The 15,228-nt window shown below is 62.4% G+C and carries 14 protein-coding genes; 10 read left to right on the top strand and 4 right to left on the bottom strand.

Going from position 1 to position 15,228, the window contains the following annotated elements; genetic code table 11:
- The first annotated feature begins 130 nt into the window (after window positions 1-130).
- From NTY77_06270 to NTY77_06245, 6 genes are all read left to right on the top strand, one after another.
- A complete protein-coding gene (locus NTY77_06270; protein MCX5795080.1) occupies window positions 131-1,585 on the top strand; it encodes an N-6 DNA methylase in 1,455 nt (484 codons plus the stop codon).
- The gene (locus NTY77_06265; GenBank protein MCX5795079.1) at window positions 1,582-2,811 is read left to right on the top strand and encodes a restriction endonuclease subunit S; all 1,230 of its coding nucleotides are present in this window, start codon (window positions 1,582-1,584) and stop codon (window positions 2,809-2,811) included. The genes NTY77_06270 and NTY77_06265 overlap by 4 nt, the downstream gene beginning before the upstream one ends.
- Window positions 2,812-2,813: 2 nt before the next feature.
- A complete protein-coding gene (locus NTY77_06260) occupies window positions 2,814-5,198 on the top strand; it encodes a DEAD/DEAH box helicase family protein (protein ID MCX5795078.1) in 2,385 nt (794 codons plus the stop codon).
- Between the two features lie 27 nt (window positions 5,199-5,225).
- Window positions 5,226-6,041 carry a GIY-YIG nuclease family protein gene (locus NTY77_06255; GenBank protein MCX5795077.1) on the top strand — a complete coding sequence of 272 codons (816 nt, stop codon included), beginning with the start codon at window positions 5,226-5,228 and terminating at the stop codon, window positions 6,039-6,041.
- A 125-nt stretch (window positions 6,042-6,166) separates the two neighbouring features.
- Complete coding sequence (locus NTY77_06250) at window positions 6,167-6,844, top strand: SOS response-associated peptidase (protein ID MCX5795076.1); 678 nt, start codon at window positions 6,167-6,169, stop codon at window positions 6,842-6,844.
- A 122-nt stretch (window positions 6,845-6,966) separates the two neighbouring features.
- Window positions 6,967-7,686 carry a glycosyltransferase gene (locus tag NTY77_06245; protein MCX5795075.1) on the top strand — a complete coding sequence of 240 codons (720 nt, stop codon included), beginning with the start codon at window positions 6,967-6,969 and terminating at the stop codon, window positions 7,684-7,686.
- Between the two features lie 4 nt (window positions 7,687-7,690).
- Here the strand turns inward: NTY77_06245 and NTY77_06240 are convergent, their stop codons facing one another.
- From NTY77_06240 to NTY77_06230, 3 genes are all read right to left on the bottom strand, one after another.
- A complete protein-coding gene (locus NTY77_06240) occupies window positions 7,691-7,864 on the bottom strand; it encodes a 4Fe-4S binding protein (protein MCX5795074.1) in 174 nt (57 codons plus the stop codon).
- Between the two features lie 90 nt (window positions 7,865-7,954).
- Window positions 7,955-8,218: a hypothetical protein gene (locus NTY77_06235; GenBank protein MCX5795073.1), complete on the bottom strand. Its 264-nt coding sequence runs from the start codon at window positions 8,216-8,218 to the stop codon at window positions 7,955-7,957.
- Window positions 8,215-9,249 (bottom strand): hypothetical protein, encoded by a 1,035-nt coding sequence (locus NTY77_06230; GenBank protein MCX5795072.1) that lies wholly within the window; start codon window positions 9,247-9,249, stop codon window positions 8,215-8,217. The genes NTY77_06235 and NTY77_06230 overlap by 4 nt, the downstream gene beginning before the upstream one ends.
- Window positions 9,250-9,374: 125 nt before the next feature.
- Between NTY77_06230 and NTY77_06225 the strand changes: the two genes are divergently transcribed.
- Complete coding sequence (locus tag NTY77_06225) at window positions 9,375-11,300, top strand: OPT/YSL family transporter (GenBank protein ID MCX5795071.1); 1,926 nt, start codon at window positions 9,375-9,377, stop codon at window positions 11,298-11,300.
- Window position 11,301: 1 nt separating this feature from the next.
- Here NTY77_06225 and NTY77_06220 read toward each other — a convergent pair whose 3' ends face one another.
- A complete protein-coding gene (locus NTY77_06220) occupies window positions 11,302-11,808 on the bottom strand; it encodes a TlpA disulfide reductase family protein (GenBank protein ID MCX5795070.1) in 507 nt (168 codons plus the stop codon).
- A gap of 60 nt (window positions 11,809-11,868) precedes the next feature.
- On the opposite strand from NTY77_06220, the gene NTY77_06215 reads away from it, so the two are divergent.
- Genes NTY77_06215 through NTY77_06205 form a run of 3 tightly spaced genes read left to right on the top strand, consistent with a single transcriptional unit; the run spans window position 11,869 to window position 15,018 of the window.
- Window positions 11,869-12,033 (top strand): hypothetical protein, encoded by a 165-nt coding sequence (locus NTY77_06215; protein MCX5795069.1) that lies wholly within the window; start codon window positions 11,869-11,871, stop codon window positions 12,031-12,033.
- A 10-nt stretch (window positions 12,034-12,043) separates the two neighbouring features.
- Window positions 12,044-14,083 carry a Zn-dependent oligopeptidase gene (locus tag NTY77_06210; GenBank protein ID MCX5795068.1) on the top strand — a complete coding sequence of 680 codons (2,040 nt, stop codon included), beginning with the start codon at window positions 12,044-12,046 and terminating at the stop codon, window positions 14,081-14,083.
- A complete protein-coding gene (locus NTY77_06205; protein ID MCX5795067.1) occupies window positions 14,083-15,018 on the top strand; it encodes a ChaN family lipoprotein in 936 nt (311 codons plus the stop codon). Before NTY77_06210 ends, NTY77_06205 begins: the two co-directional genes overlap by 1 nt.
- Window positions 15,019-15,228 lie beyond the last annotated feature (210 nt).

The following is a 15,228-nucleotide window of genomic DNA, read 5'->3' as shown; positions in this document are numbered from 1 at the left end:
CAAGTATAGGTTATCATATGATAATAGTCAAGACCCAGGCATTGCATGGGTATTCCACCGGCTTCCCAGCATGGTATCATAGCGTACCAATACTTAGCAGATACCGGCTGAGAGGATTCCCTAAGAACCCATGTTCGAACAAACCTTCAAACAAATTGACGACGTTCTCCGCGAAGAGGCCGGCTGCACCACGGAGCTCGACTATACCGAGCAGACTTCCTGGCTGCTGTTCCTCAAGTACCTCGACGGCCTCGAACAAGACAAGGCGACCGAGGCTGCATTGGAAGGCAAGAGATACTCCTTCATCCTCGACAAGGCCTTCCGCTGGGACTCCTGGGCCGCGCCCAAGGGCAAGGACGGCAAGCTGGACCACAACGCGGCCAAAACCGGCGACGACCTCCGCGACTTCGTAAACCAGAAGCTCTTCCCCTACCTCCACGGCTTCAAGCAAAAGGCCAGCGGGCCGAACACCATCGAATACAAGATCGGGGAGATTTTCGGCGAGATCAAGAACAAGATCCAAAGCGGCTACAACCTTCGCGAGATTATTGACCACATAGACGAACTGCGCTTTCGCTCGCAGACGGAAAAGCATGAGCTCTCGCATCTCTACGAAGACAAGATCAGGCGCATGGGCAACGCTGGCCGAAACGGAGGAGAGTATTACACGCCGCGCCCTCTGATTCGCGCCATAATCAAGGTGGTCAAGCCGAAGATTGGCGACCGCATCTACGACGGCGCGGCTGGCTCCGCAGGCTTCCTGTGCGAGTCCTTCGTTTATTTATCTGCAGGCAAGGGCCTGACGACCAAGGACCTAGACACGCTCCAGACCCGCACTTTTTACGGGAAAGAGAAGAAGTCTTTGGCTTATGTCATCGCGATCATGAACATGATTCTGCATGGCATCGAGGCCCCGCACATCATCCACACCAACACGCTCTCGGAGAACCTGGCCGACATCCAAGAAAAAGACCGATATCAGGTGATCTTGGCCAACCCGCCATTCGGTGGTCAGGAGCGCAAGGAGGTACAGCAGAACTTCCCCATCCGCACGGGAGAAACGGCTTTCCTTTTCCTCCAGCACTTCATCAAGATGCTCAAGGCCGGCGGCCGGGCCGGCGTGGTCATCAAGAATACCTTCCTTTCGAACACAGACAATGCCTCCACGAGTCTGCGGAAGCTCCTGCTGGAATCGTGCAACCTTCACACGGTGCTTGATTGCCCTGGTGGGACTTTCCAGGGCGCCGGAGTGAAGACCGTGGTTCTTTTCTTTGAGAAGGGAGCGCCCACGCGAAAGATCTGGTTTTATCAGCTCGACCCGGGCCGAAACCTCGGCAAAACGAACCCGCTCAACGATGACGACCTGGCCGAGTTTGTAAAAATGCAGAGGACCTTTGCCGCCTCACCGAAGTCATGGATGGTGGATGCCAAGTCCATTGACCAAGAGACCTTCGACCTGTCCGCGAGAAACCCCGACGGCGGCGAGGAAGTGAAGCACCGCAGCCCGAAGGATATCTTAAAGGATATCGCCGCTCTGGATGCTGAGAGCGCCGCCGCGTTGGGAAGAATCAAAGCACTTCTATGACTAGGGGATGGCGGACAACGAAAATTGGCGACGTCTGCCATCTGGTCACGGGCGGAACGCCGAGCAGGGCCAAGCCAGAATATTTTGGCGGCGGCATCAAATGGCTAGTTTCTGGTGATATCCACAAGAAGGAAATCACCGATTGCGAAGGCAGGATAACAGAAGCCGGCATGCGCAACTCCAATGCAAAGCTTCTTCCCGTAAACTCGGTATTGATTGCGCTGAACGGCCAAGGCAGGACGCGGGGAACGGTCGCCTTGTTGCGAACGCGAGCGACCTGCAATCAGTCGCTGGTTAGTATTTCTCCAACAGATCCGAAGGGACTTCTCCCGGAATATCTATACGCCAACCTCCACGGCCGGTATGAAGAAATCCGGCGGATGACCGGCGATGACGGGAACGAACGACGCGGACTTACTATGCGACTCATTAGGGAGATTGAAATCCCAATCGCGCCACTGTCCAAACAACGGCGCATCGTTGGCATGCTCGACAAAGCTTTTGCCGGCGTCGCAACGGCCAAAGCGAATGCCGAGAAGAACTTCCAAAATGTCCGCGGGCTGTTCAGGAGCCATCTCAATTCGATCTTTTCCAAACGGGGTAAGGGCTGGTTGGAAGACCGAGTTGGCGCAATCTGTGATGTGAAGCATGGCTTTGCCTTTGATGGCGCGGAGTTCTCCAGTGGCGTCCCCAAGGGCAATCCGCTGATTGTCACCCCGGGAAACTTCACAGAGGATGGCAAGCTCCTATTCAACGAGAAGAACACTAAACGATTTCGCGGCAGACCACTTCCCGAGTTCCTATTCCGCGTGGGCGACTTGGTTGTTGTGATGACCGACCTCTCGTCGAAGATGAAGATTCTCGGCAAACCAGCCTTCGTCGAGACCGACAACGTGCTGCATAATCAGCGGATAGGCCGGGTGGTTTTTTCCAACGACCGTCTCGAAAAGCGTTTCCTCTACTATTTCATGATGACCGATTGCTTCCTGACAAATATCAAGAGGTCGGCGACTGGAACAATGGTAAAACACACAGCGCCGAAACGCATCTTGAGCAATTTGATCCCATTCCCTGTTGACCGGACGGAACAGCGAGCAATCATAGCTCAGCTCGACTCCTTACACCAAGAGACCAAGCATCTCGAGTCCGTATACCGACAGAAACTTGCCTCCCTGGAGGAACTAAAGGACTCACTCCTGCACCAAGCCTTCAGCGGAATCCTTTAGCTATGAACGAAGCCGAAACCCGCGCCGAGCACATCGACCCCGCCCTCAAAGCCGCCGGCTGGGGCGTCGTCGACGGCAGTCGCATCCGGCGCGAATATTCCATCACCCTCGGCCGCATCGAAGGCCACGGCCGCCGCGGCAAACCTCTCACCGCCGACTACGTCCTTGAATACCGCAACACCAAGCTCGCTGCCATCGAAGCCAAACCCTACGATGCAGAATTGACCGAGGGTGTGGGCCAGGCCAAGAACTACGCCGGCAAACTTGCCGTAAGATTCGCCTACTCCACCAACGGCCGCGGCTTCTACCGCATCGACATGGATACTGGACAGGAAGGCGAGATTCCCCGCTTCCCCACCCCGGATCAACTCTGGGACCTTACCTTTGCGCAGGTCGACGCCTGGCGAGACCGCTTCACCACCGTCGCCTACGAGGACAAAGGCGGCTCTCACCCAAGCCGCTATTATCAGGATATCGCCATCGACCGCGCGCTCCAAGCCATCGCCGCCGGGGACAACCGCCTACTGCTGACCCTCGCCACCGGCACCGGCAAGACTTTCATCGCCTTCCAAATCGCCTGGAAGCTCTTCCACTCCCGTTGGAATTTGAGTCGCGACCCCTCTCGCCGTCCGCGCATCTTGTTCCTGGCCGACCGCAACATCCTCGCAGACCAAGCTTACAATGCATTCTCAGCTTTCCCCGAGGACGCGCTCGTCCGCATCTCGCCCGCCGATATCCGCAAGAAGGGTAAGGTCCCCAAGAACGGCAGCCTATTCTTCACCATCTTCCAGACCTTCATGACCGGGCCAATCAGGGACGGCAAGCCCTCGCCCTACTTCGGCGAATATCCCCCCGACTTCTTCGACTTCATCGTCATAGACGAATGCCATCGCGGCGGTGCCAACGATGAGAGCAACTGGCGCGGCATTATGGAATACTTCGCCCCCGCCGTGCAGCTGGGCCTCACAGCCACCCCTCGCCGCACGGAGAACGCCGACACCTACCGCTACTTCGGCGACCCGGTCTACATCTATTCGCTCAAGGAAGGGATTAACGATGGCTTCCTGACGCCGTTCAAGGTCAGGGAGATATCCAGCACTCTCGACGAATATGTCTATACCCCGGACGACACCGTGGTGGAGGGTCAGATCGAGGCCGGCAAGCTCTATACAGAAACCGATTTCAACAAGGTCATCGAGATCAAGGAGCGCGAGGCCCATCGGGTCAAGGTGTTCATGGACCAGATCGATCAGAGCGAGAAGACCCTGGTTTTCTGCGCCAACCAAGACCATGCCCTGGCCGTACGCGACCTGATCAACCAGATGAAGACCAGCAAGGACCCGAACTATTGCCAGAGGGTCACGGCCAATGACGGCGACCTTGGCGAGCAGCATCTGCGCGATTTCCAGGACAACGAGAAGACCATCCCCACCATCCTGACCACCTCGCAAAAGCTCTCGACCGGGGTGGACGCCCGCAACATTCGCAACATCGTCCTGATGCGTCCAATCAACTCCATGATCGAGTTCAAGCAGATCATCGGGCGCGGCACGCGGCTTTACGAGGACAAGGCCTATTTCACGATCTACGACTTCGTGAAGGCTCACCTTCATTTCAACGACCCCGAATGGGACGGCGAGCCGCTTGAACCCGAGATATGCCCAAAATGCGGCCGCCGCCCGTGCATATGCAAGAAAACAGAACCGGGACCTTGCCCGATCTGCGGTGAACGCCCCTGCAAATGTGATCGGGGGGTCTGCCCGAAATGCGGCAAACGCCCGTGCGTCTGCAAGAAGAAGGCGAAGGTGAAGCTGGCCGATGGGAAGGCTCGGAACATTCAGCACATGACTTGCACGACCTTCTGGCATCCTGACGGCACACCCATGTCCGCACAGCAGTTCTTGGAGATGTTATTCGGCAAATTGCCAGAGTTCTTCAAGAATGAAGCCGAGCTTCGGGCAATATGGAGCGCCCCTGACACGCGCAAGAGGCTTTTGGAAGGACTGGCCGAGAATGGATTCGGCCACGAGCAACTAGCCGAGATGCAGAAGATCATCGACGCCGAGAATAGCGACATCTTTGACGTGCTCGCGCACGTGGCCTATGCTCTGCCCCCCGTCACTCGCGAGGTCCGCGCAGCGAATGCGAAGACCGATATCGGCTCCCATTTCAGTGCCAAGCAGCAGGCCTTCCTCGATTTTGTACTGCAGCATTATGTCAGCGAAGGTGTTGATGAACTCGACCGAGAGAAGTTGACGCCGCTGCTCCGCCTGAAGTACCACGACTCCCTAGCGGACGCTGTGGCCGACCTTGGCCGGCCGGAGGACATCGGCCGGGTTTTCTGCGGCTTCCAAAAATATCTCTACCAACGCCAATCAGGCTCATGAAAGGCCACCTCTGGTCAGGAGATTGAGATGGAAATCAAGCTGTCGGAAATCTACCCGATAAGGAATCCCGAACAGTACAAACTCCATCTGGCATGCTGGAATGGGACGCACCAACCGCTCGATGTCTTTGTACGCGATCGGAAGGAATGGGAAGGTTGGAACAGATGGTGTGGAACGAGAAATGATTTTGGTCGGGATTTCATCCTCGCCTTCATAGATTTCTATCCAGAGAAGGAGCGGTGGCTTTTCGGTGGAGCATATCGGGTCATTTCCCGAAAGCCAGTCAGGAATGACTATGGCTATAGGATTGAATTGCTGGCGGAGAGCAAACCATTCATCGGCCGTCTGAAATTGTCCTTGAAACGCCCCGGTCGAGCAAAAGCTTTCAACCTTGAGAAGTACTACAACAAGTTCATCGTTACTGAGATTCTCGCCGCGCCCTATACCGGCGAAGTTTTCCCCGGGTATGATCGCATCGATGTTGATTTTCCAAGGCTGGAGCAAGTCCTGCATCAACGTCCCGATTGGAGGACAGCCCTGGAGAATGCCAAAGGCGTGTATCTGATTACCAACAGACGGAACGGAAAGCGATACGTCGGCTCAGCGTATGGGGCATCTGGCGTCCTGTCCAGGTGGGAGTGCTATATTGGGACCGGGCACGGATATACTGACGAGCTGACAAGATTAATCTCCCGACGAGGATTGAAGTACGCTAAGAGGAATTTCCGGTTTGCACTACTGGAATATTTCTCTATGAAGACCGATGACGACTTCATCATTCAAAGAGAGAAATACTGGAAGGATGTGCTCCTCAGTCGCGAACGCGGCTACAATAGGAATTAAGCCGGAGCAGCTTAAATCGAGACCCCCTCATAGGGGCCGGCCGAACTCCGCGCCTGCGGCGCGGAGTTCTTTGAAGGTAAGGTGCATCGTTGGAATCCCTCGACTCAAAACGCTAAACTCAACCCATGTGCGGCCGCTACACCCAATGCCTCGACCTCAAGACCCTCCAGGAGCGCTTCCACTTCACCGACGCCCCCGCTGACCTCAAGCCCCGCTACAACATCGCCCCCACCCAGGACGCCCCCGTCATCGTCGACGACAACGGCCGCGCCCTCCGGCTCTACCGCTGGGGCCTCATCCCCTCCTGGGCCAAAGACCCCTCCATCGGCCACAAAATGATCAACGCCCGCTGCGAGACCGTCTGCGACATGCCCAGCTTCCGCGAGCCCTTCAAGCACAAGCGCTGCCTCGTCATCGCCGACGGCTTCTACGAATGGGCCAAGCCCCCCGGCGCCAAGACCAAGACCCCCATGCGCATCGTCCTCAAGAGCCGCAAGCCCTTCGCCATGGCCGGCCTCTACGACCACTGGAAGGGCCCCGAGGGCAAGGAGCTCCGGACCTTTACCATCATCACGACCCCGGCCGCCGGCGCGTTAAAGGCCATCCACGACCGCATGCCCGTCATCCTCGACCCCGGCGCCGAGGACCCCTGGCTCGACGCCAAGGCCGACCCCAAGGACATCCGGCGGCTGCTGATCCCCTGCCATGACGAGCTGCTCGACGCCTACGAAGTCTCCCCCCTGGTCAACTCGCCCGCCCACGACGCCGCGGCCTGCATCGAGAAGGTCGCCGGCAAGCCTTAGCCTCTGCCACCCCGACGGAACAGCGGCCCCCCTCCGAGGGGGGCCGCTGGACTCCGCACCTGCGGTGCGGAGTTCGCTTAACGGCCACAATGCGGCCGGATTTGATATCATGCGGCCCGCCCATGAAGCTCTCCATCGTCATTCCCGCCTTCAACGAGGAGAAACTGCTGGCCGGCTGCCTGCGCAGCGCGCGCGAAGCGGCCGCGGCCTGCGGCCTCGCCGACTACGAGGTGGTGGTCTGCGACAACAACTCCACCGACGCCACGGCCCGCATCGCCAAAGAGGCCGGGGCCACGGTCGTCTTCGAGCCGGCCAACCGCATCTCGCGCTCGCGCAACGCGGGCGCGGCCGCGGCCTCGGGCGAGTGGCTGCTCTTCATCGACGCGGACTCGCTGCTGTCGGCCGCGACCCTGCGCGCGATGCTCGCGGCCGCGGCGGGCGGGCGCTGGGTGGGCGGCGGCTCGGTCATCGACTTCGACCGCAAGCCCTGGTGGGGCGTCCTGGCGGTCCGGCTCTGGACCTTGCTGTCCCGGAGCCTTAAGTGGGCCGCCGGCTCCTTCGTCTTCTGCCGCGCCGATGCCTTCCGGGACGTCGGGGGCTTTCCTCCCGACCTGGCCGCGGGCGAGGAAGTGGGCCTAAGCCGAGACCTCAAGCGCTGGGGCAAGCCCCGGGGCCTGGGCTTCATCATCCTCACCGGAGCCCCGCACGTCAGCTCAGGCCGGAAGTTCTATCTGTACAGCCCCTGGGAATTCCTGGCCCTGCTCCTGAAAATAGCGAAGTCCCCCAGACGCAGTCTGAGGGACACCGCAGCGTGCAAACCGCTCTACGACGGGCGCAGGTAGGCTCTTAGGAGCCGGCGGAGATGGCGCCTTCGGGGCAGGCCGATTCGCAGGCCGCGCAGTCGATGCACTTCTCCGCATCGATCTTGTACTGGGGCTCGGCCTTGACGATGGCCTCGGACGGGCAGGTCTCAAAGCAGGTCCCGCACGCGTTGCACTTCTCGCTGATCTTGTAAGCCATTGCATTCCTCCGGAGTCCGCTCTTGAACGCCATACCTATTATACCAATCCGCGGAGGCCTGCGCAGGCCTTTTCAGGACTGCCGGGACGATCACTTCCGCCGGCGGCGCTTGCGCAGACGGGCGGCCGCGAGCAGGAAGCGGCTCTGGACGAAACGGTCCCGCGCGAAATCCAGCAGGAAATATCGTTCCGCGGATTCCCGGAACCGCGCCACGCTGGCCCTGGTCTCCTCGGCCGGCGGGATGCGCAAGCTGCCCGTGCCGCCCGGGCGGACCGCCCAGGGGCTCAGCCCGAGGCAGTCCTGGACTTTGCTCAGCAGGGAGCGCAAAGGCCTCGGCAGGAAAGCGGCGGTCATCGGTAGACCCAGAGCGGATCGTAGACATACTCGGCCGGCAGGTCGCGCTTGACGCCATGCACGACGCCGGTGCCGGTGATGATGGCGCCCTTGCGGGAACGCACGTCCGCGACGTACTTGGCCCGGACGTGGCGCAGGCGCAGCGCCAGCAGCTTCTGGAGCTTCTGCGTGCTCGTGGCGTGCGGGTTCGCCTTCACATAGGCCGCGTAGTCGGCGAGGTCGTCAGGATAGAGGCCCCCGTTCTGGACCACGACGTCGAAGAGCATCAGGTAGGCCCGCAGCTGGCGCACGCCCACCTGGGACTCATAGGCCGCGGCCTTGGCATGATAGCCCAACGCCGCATTGATCTGCAGAGTGACATATTCCGGATTGTTCGCCAGGGCCGTGAGCTCCTGCTTCCAGACCGGGTCGAAGCTCTTGCCGCCGTCGGTGTAGAGGTTCGCCCTGGCCCAGGCCACGCTGGCCTGGTCGGGGTCGAAGCCCTGCGCCTGGAACGGGCCGGCGGTCTCGTCGAGCCAGGACAGCCGCGGCTCGGAAGCCGACTGGACGGTCATCGAGCTCTGCCATTGGCTCAGCATGCCTGAGAGGCTCGCGAGGTGCGCGGTGCTTAAGACGACGCTCATCTGGTCCATATGCCGGTCGCGCATCGCGATGAGCAGAGGCTGCAGAGAGCCTTGGCCCAGGCACTGGTTGAGCAGGCCGAGGCTCAGGCCTTGGCCGTCGAAATCGTTGGTGAGGTTGACCCAGCCGTCATCCCCCTCGAAGCTGCCCGAGATGTTGAGCGCCACTTCGAAGGCGATGCGGTCCGCCTCGGTCAGCTCGGCCGGCCATTGGACGCCGCTGAAATCGAGGGCGGAGCGGATCTGCGGCAGCCTGGTATGAGGGGGCGGCGCGGACTGGATGTGGAGCGGCGGCAAGGCCGGCGCCACGCCGAAGCCCTGCTCGACCAAGGCCCGCTCGGTCTCCGGGCCGGCGGCCCAAAGCGGCACGGCCGAGCAGACACTCAGGACCAGCAACGCGGACCGGAGCATATCCAAAAGTGTAAAGAGACGGGCTCAGTGTGTCAAGGGACCTAGCCGGCATTATTTTGCCCAGATCAATTCCAGTTAAAATCGTTTATAATCTTGGGGCTTCGGCGCCGCTCCTAGGAGACCCCATGACCAATCAGAATCCTGCCCACCCGGGACACGAAGACCACGTCCCCCATGTGGAGACCATGGGCGAGGAGTTCACGGAGCTGCCGGATCAGGAGGGCCCCGAGACCAAGAGCAAGCGCACCCCGGAGCAGATCGAAGCGCACTGGCTCAAGCACGTCTATCGCGGCGACATGCCGCAACTCACCTGGCGGGCCATGCTCATGGGCGCCCTGCTGGGCGCCTTCATGTCCCTGTCCAACCTCTACGTGGGCCTCAAGACCGGCTGGGGCCTGGGCGTGGCCATCACGGCCTGCATCCTCTCCTACGCCATCTGCCAGATCCTGCAGGCCGTCATGCCGAAGATGACCGAGTTCACCATCCTGGAGAACACCTGCATGCAGACCGCGGCCTCATCCGCCGGCTACTCCACGGGCGGGACCATGACCTCGGCCATCGCGGCCTACCTCATCGTGACCGGCCACCACATCGGCTGGATCCCGCTGACCTGCTGGACCATCTTCCTATCGGGCCTGGGCTGCTTCATGTCCATCCCCATGAAGCGGCAGATGATCAACGTCGAGCAGCTCAAGTTCCCCAGCGGCATCGCCGCGGCCGAGGTCTTGAAGAGCCTGCACACCAAGGGCCGCGATGCCACGGACAAAGCCAAGTCCTTGGGCATCGCGGGGTTCCTTGGCGCCATCGTGGCCTGGTGCCGCGACTCGGGCAAGCCCTTCCCCTTCATCATCCCGGGCATGTGGAACCTGCCCTGGCCGATCGGCGGCTACCCGATGAGCAAGCTCACCCTCTCGTTCGAGCCTTCCACCATCATGATCGCGGCCGGCGCCATCATCGGCTGGAAGGTGGGCTGGTCCATGCTCCTGGGCGGGATCATCAACTACGGGGTGCTGGCTCCGAAGATGGCGGCGATCGGCGCCATCGATCCGAAGCTGGGCTACCGGGAGATCGTGCGCTGGAGCACCTGGACCGGCGCCTCGCTCATGGCCACTTCAGGCCTGTTCATGTTCGCCCTGCAGTGGCGCACCGTCCTGCGGGCCCTCTCCGGCATCACCGACATCTTCTTCCCCAAGGCGACCAAGGCCGTCGACCAGCTGGCGGGCATCGAGGTCCCCTCGTCGTGGTTCCTCACCGGGCTCGCGGTCTCCGGCCTGGGCTGCATGGCGGTGCTCAACTTCTCCTTCGGCACGAGCTGGTGGATGGGATTCGTGGCCGTGGCCATGACCTTCTTCCTCTCCATCGTGGCCTGCCGCGCCACGGGCGAGACGGACACCACGCCCATCGGAGCCATGGGCAAGATCACCCAGCTCATGTTCGGCGTGCTCGCCCCTTCGAACATCACCACCAACCTCATGACCGCCAGCGTCACGGCCGGCGCGGCCGGCGCCTCGGCGGACCTGCTGACCAGCCTCAAGACCGGCTACATCCTGGGCGCCAACCCGCGCAAGCAGTTCCTCTCCCAGCTCATCGGGGTCTTCGCGGGGCTGGTGGTGGTGGTCCCGGCCTTCTACGTGCTGGTGCCCACCGCTGAGGTGCTGGGCTCGGACAAGTGGCCCGCGCCCTCAGCCCAGATCTGGGCCGCGGTGGCGCGCCTGCTGGCCAACGGCTTCGAGGCCCTGCACCCGACGGCCCGCTGGGGCCTGCTCATCGGCGCTTTGCTGGGCATCCTGATACCGACCTTGGAGCGGCTCTTCCCGAAATACCACAAGTTCATCCCCTCGGCCATGGGCCTGGGCTTGGCCTTCGTGATCCCGTTCTACAACGTCCTCTCCATGTTCATCGGAGCGGCCATCACCACGGTCCTCGAGGTGAAGAAGCCGGCGCTCGCGGACAAGTACGTGGTCACCGTGGCCTCGGGGTTCATCGCGGGAGAGTCCCTGCTGGGCGTGGCCATAGCCCTGCTCTTCGCCACCGGGATACTGCACGGCTGATTCAGGACTTGGCGCCCGCGAGCATGGCTTCCAGCCGCTCCGCGGTGAGCAGCTCAGGGTAGGTCTCGCCCAGGACTTCGCCTTGGGCGTTGAGGATCACGGTGTGGGGCAGGCCGTGCACGCCGAAAGCCTCTGAAGCGGCGCCGTCCAGGTCCAGCCCGATCCAGCCCGCCAGACGGTGCGTCTTGAGGAATTTCCGTACCTCGCTCTCGGAATCCGCGGTCACGGACAGGAACTGCACGGGGCGGCCCTGAAACTTCTCGGCCAGCGCGTTGAGATGGGGCTGCTCCTCCACGCAAGAGTCGCACCAGGTGGCCCAGAACTCCACGACCACGAGCTTGCCCCGCAGGCCGCTCCAGCCGTCCAACTCGGCCAGCGGCGCCTGCAGCAGCCTGAGCTTGACCGCGGGCGCGGGCTGGGGCTTCTCGGCTGCGGGCCTGGCGCAGGCGCAAGTCAGCACGAGCCCTGCCAGCGCAGCGGCCAGAAAAGCCCGGAGAGCCTGCCTCATATATCCATCATATCAAACCCGGTTGCGCGTATCCTCCATTAATGGCAGAATCTGCCCGCCATGGACCTCAAGCGGCTCTTGGCCGACCACTGCGAGAACTGCCCCGCCTGCCGCTGGGCGCGCGAGCATCCGGACCGGCCCCTCGGCCGCCTCATCAACTGGCACGGCACCTGGTGCCCGTGCCGGAAGGCCTGGAACGAGTTCTACGGCAAGACCAAGACCTAGGAGACATCCCATGCGCACTTGCGTCATCATAGCCGCCCTCATCCTCCGCGCCCCAAGCCTCCACGCCGCCGCGGCCCCCAGCCCGCTGGATTTCGGTCTCACGGCCGACCAGGTCGGCAAGGCCTGCCGGCAGGCCAAGGCGCGCGCCGAAGACCGCCTCAAGGCGCTGGCGACCGTAGCCCGGCCCGCCTTCGCCAACACCTTCGTCACTTTCTCGGACGTCCTGGCCGACCTCCAGGACGAGACCGCGGCGCCCATGTTCCTGGGCCAGGTGGCCGTGGACAAGGCCGTGCGCGACGCGGGCCTGGCCTGCGACACGGACATCTCCAAGTATCTCGTTGACGTCTTCAGCCGCGAGGACCTCTTCAAGCCCTTGCAGGCCGCCGCGGACCGCGGCGAGCTCCTGCCTCCCGAGGAAACGCGCCTCGCGGAGAAGACCTTGCTCGACTTCAAGCGCAGCGGCCTGGGCCTGCCGCCGGCCGACCGGGAGACGCTCAAGGCCATGCGCCAGAAGATCGTGGAGCTTTCCAATGACTTCACCAAGGAGGTCTCCGAGACCAAGGACACCGCGCTCTTCACCGAGGCTCAGGTAGCCGGGCTGCCCGCCGACATGCTCAAGCGCCTGCCCAAGGAGGGCGGCAAGTACAAGGTCTCTTTGGACTACCCTGACTATTTCCCCTTCATGGAGAACGCCCAGGACCCGCAGGCGCGCCGCATCCTGGAGACCAAATTCGACAGCCGCGGCGGCGAGGCCAACAAGAAGCGCCTGGCCGAGATCCTGAAGCTGCGCGACAGCGCGGCCAAGTTCCTGGGGTACAAGAACCACGCCGAATACGTGCTCGAAGAGCGCATGGCCGGCGATCCAGACACAGTCCTGAACTTCCTCTCCGGCCTGCGCGAGAAGCTCTACCGCAAGGGCCGCCCGGAGCTGCAGGCCCTGCTGGCGCTCAAGAAGCAGGTGGAGGGAGCCAAGTCGGACGGCGTCCTGCACGCCTGGGACTGGCGCTACTACCACAACCAGCTCATGAAGAAGCGCTACCAGGTGGACAAGGAGCAGATCAAGGCCTACTTCCCCACGGACCTGGTTGTCGAGCAGATGCTGCAGATCTACCAGGAGGTCCTGGGCCTGACCTTCTCCGAGGTCGCGCCGGCCCGGGCCTGGCATCCTGACGTCAAGCAGTTCGAGATCTCGGATTCCCGCACCGGGGTCAAGCTCGCGCAGTTCTACATGGACCTCTACCCGCGCGAGGGCAAGTACAAGCACGCGGCCGCTTTCACCTTGCTGCAGGGCCGTGAGCTGCCGGACGGCTCCTATGAGAAGCCCGTCAGCGCCATCGTGGCCAACTTCGACAAGCCCACCGCGGAGAAGCCTTCGACCATCCCGCACTCCGAGGTGGAGACCCTGTTCCACGAGTTCGGCCACATCATGCACCAGACCCTCACGCGAGCCAAGTACCAGCGCTTCTCCGGCAGCTCCGTGGCCCGCGACTTCGTCGAGTCCCCCTCCCAGATGTTCCAGAACTGGGTGTGGAAGGAAGAGGTCCTCAACCGCGTCTCCGGCTTCTACCAGGACCGGAGCAAGAAGCTGCCCAAGGCGCTCATCGCCAAGCTCCTGGCCGCCAAGAACGCGGACTCCGGCCTGGTCTACCTGCGCCAGAACTTCTTCGCCACCTATGACATGACCTTGCATACCGCTGCCGAGCTCCCGGACACCACGGCCCTCTACGGCAAGCTCATGAAGGAGGTCTCCCTGATCCCCATGAGCGCGCAGACCACTCCCGAGGCGAGCTTCACGCACCTCATGGGCTACGACGCGGGCTATTACGGCTACCTCTGGAGCGAGGTCTACGCCCTCGACGGCTTCTCGCGCTTCGTCAAGGAAGGCCTGCTCAGCGAGAAGGTCGGCCGGGAGTACCGCCGGGAGGTCCTGGAGAAAGGCGGCTCGCGAGAGGAGGCGGTCTCCTTGCGCGCATTCCTGGGCCGCGAGCCCAACGATGAGGCCTTCCTGAAGAACATCGGCATCGCGAGCCCCCCGGCCAAGAAGAGCTGATGGACCTCCCCTCCGCCGTGTTGGCCGCCGCGCTCCTGCTGGCCCCGGCCGGTAAGCGCGGACCTGCCGGGCCGGCCGCCCCCTCCTCCGGGCCGGGGGCCTGCGTCCTGGCCGGCGCGACCGGCCAGCCGGCCCCGCCCCAGGCCGTGGCCGAGGCCATCGCGCGCAGCCGCGCGGTCTCGGTCGGCGAGACGCACGACCAGGCCAACGACCATCTGGCCCAGCTCGAGGTGCTCAAGGCCCTGGCCGCGTCCCATGGGGACAAGGTGGCGGTCGGCTTCGAGATGCTCAACGAGTCCCTCCAGGGCGTGCTCGACGATTACGCCGCGGGCCGGCTCTCGGAGGCCGAGTTCCTGGCCAAGGCGGACTGGCAGAAGGAATGGGGCTTCCCCTTCGCGCTCTACAAGCCGCTCTTCGATCTCATCCGGGAACACCGCCTCAAGGCCCTGGCTTTGAACGCGCCGCGAGGCCTCGTCACCAAGACGGCGCGCGTCGGCCTCGAAGGGCTCACGCCGGAGGAAAGGGCGCTGCTGCCCAAGGACATGGCCCTTTCCCAGGACCCGCGCTATATGGAGTTCCTCAAGGCGGCTTTCGGCGGCCATGGGGCGGCGGCAAAAGAGTTCCGCCTCCTGGCTATGCCGGGAGTGACCTGGGAGCACTATCTGCAGGCCATGATGATCTGGAACGAGGTCATGGCCGCCAACGCCTCGGCCTACCTCAACGCGGACTCCGGTTCAGCCTTGCTGGTGGTGGCGGGCAACGGCCATGTCATGTACGGGGCCGGCATCCCCTTCGGCATCGGCCGGCGGGCACCCGGCGCTCTCCAAACGACCTTCTACACCGAAGGGAGCTCGGAGTGCCCGGCCTCCTTGCCCGAGGGCCTCTCGGGCATGGCGGACTTCGTCTGGTTCGTCCCCCACGCCGCGAGCCGCTAGCAGGCTGCTGATAAACCCTCCTGCGGAAAGGACTGTGTCCGGGCCAGAGCTGTCCGGGGAAAGTCAAAGAAGCTTGCCCGGACGTTCTCTAAGTCTCTCGGAGCGGAACCGACCTGCGACGATCCTGGGCCCGACAGGGTTCTCTGTGCGATGCTGTCCGGGGCAGGTCTGGTCGAGGAATCTTAAGATTCCGGAGCAACTGTGTCCGGA

The organism is Elusimicrobiota bacterium (assembly GCA_026388095.1).
Taxonomy (GTDB): Bacteria; Elusimicrobiota; Elusimicrobia; order UBA1565; family UBA9628; genus UBA9628.
Note: the sequence above shows the minus strand (reverse complement) of the source record. Positions and strands in the feature narration are given on the sequence as shown.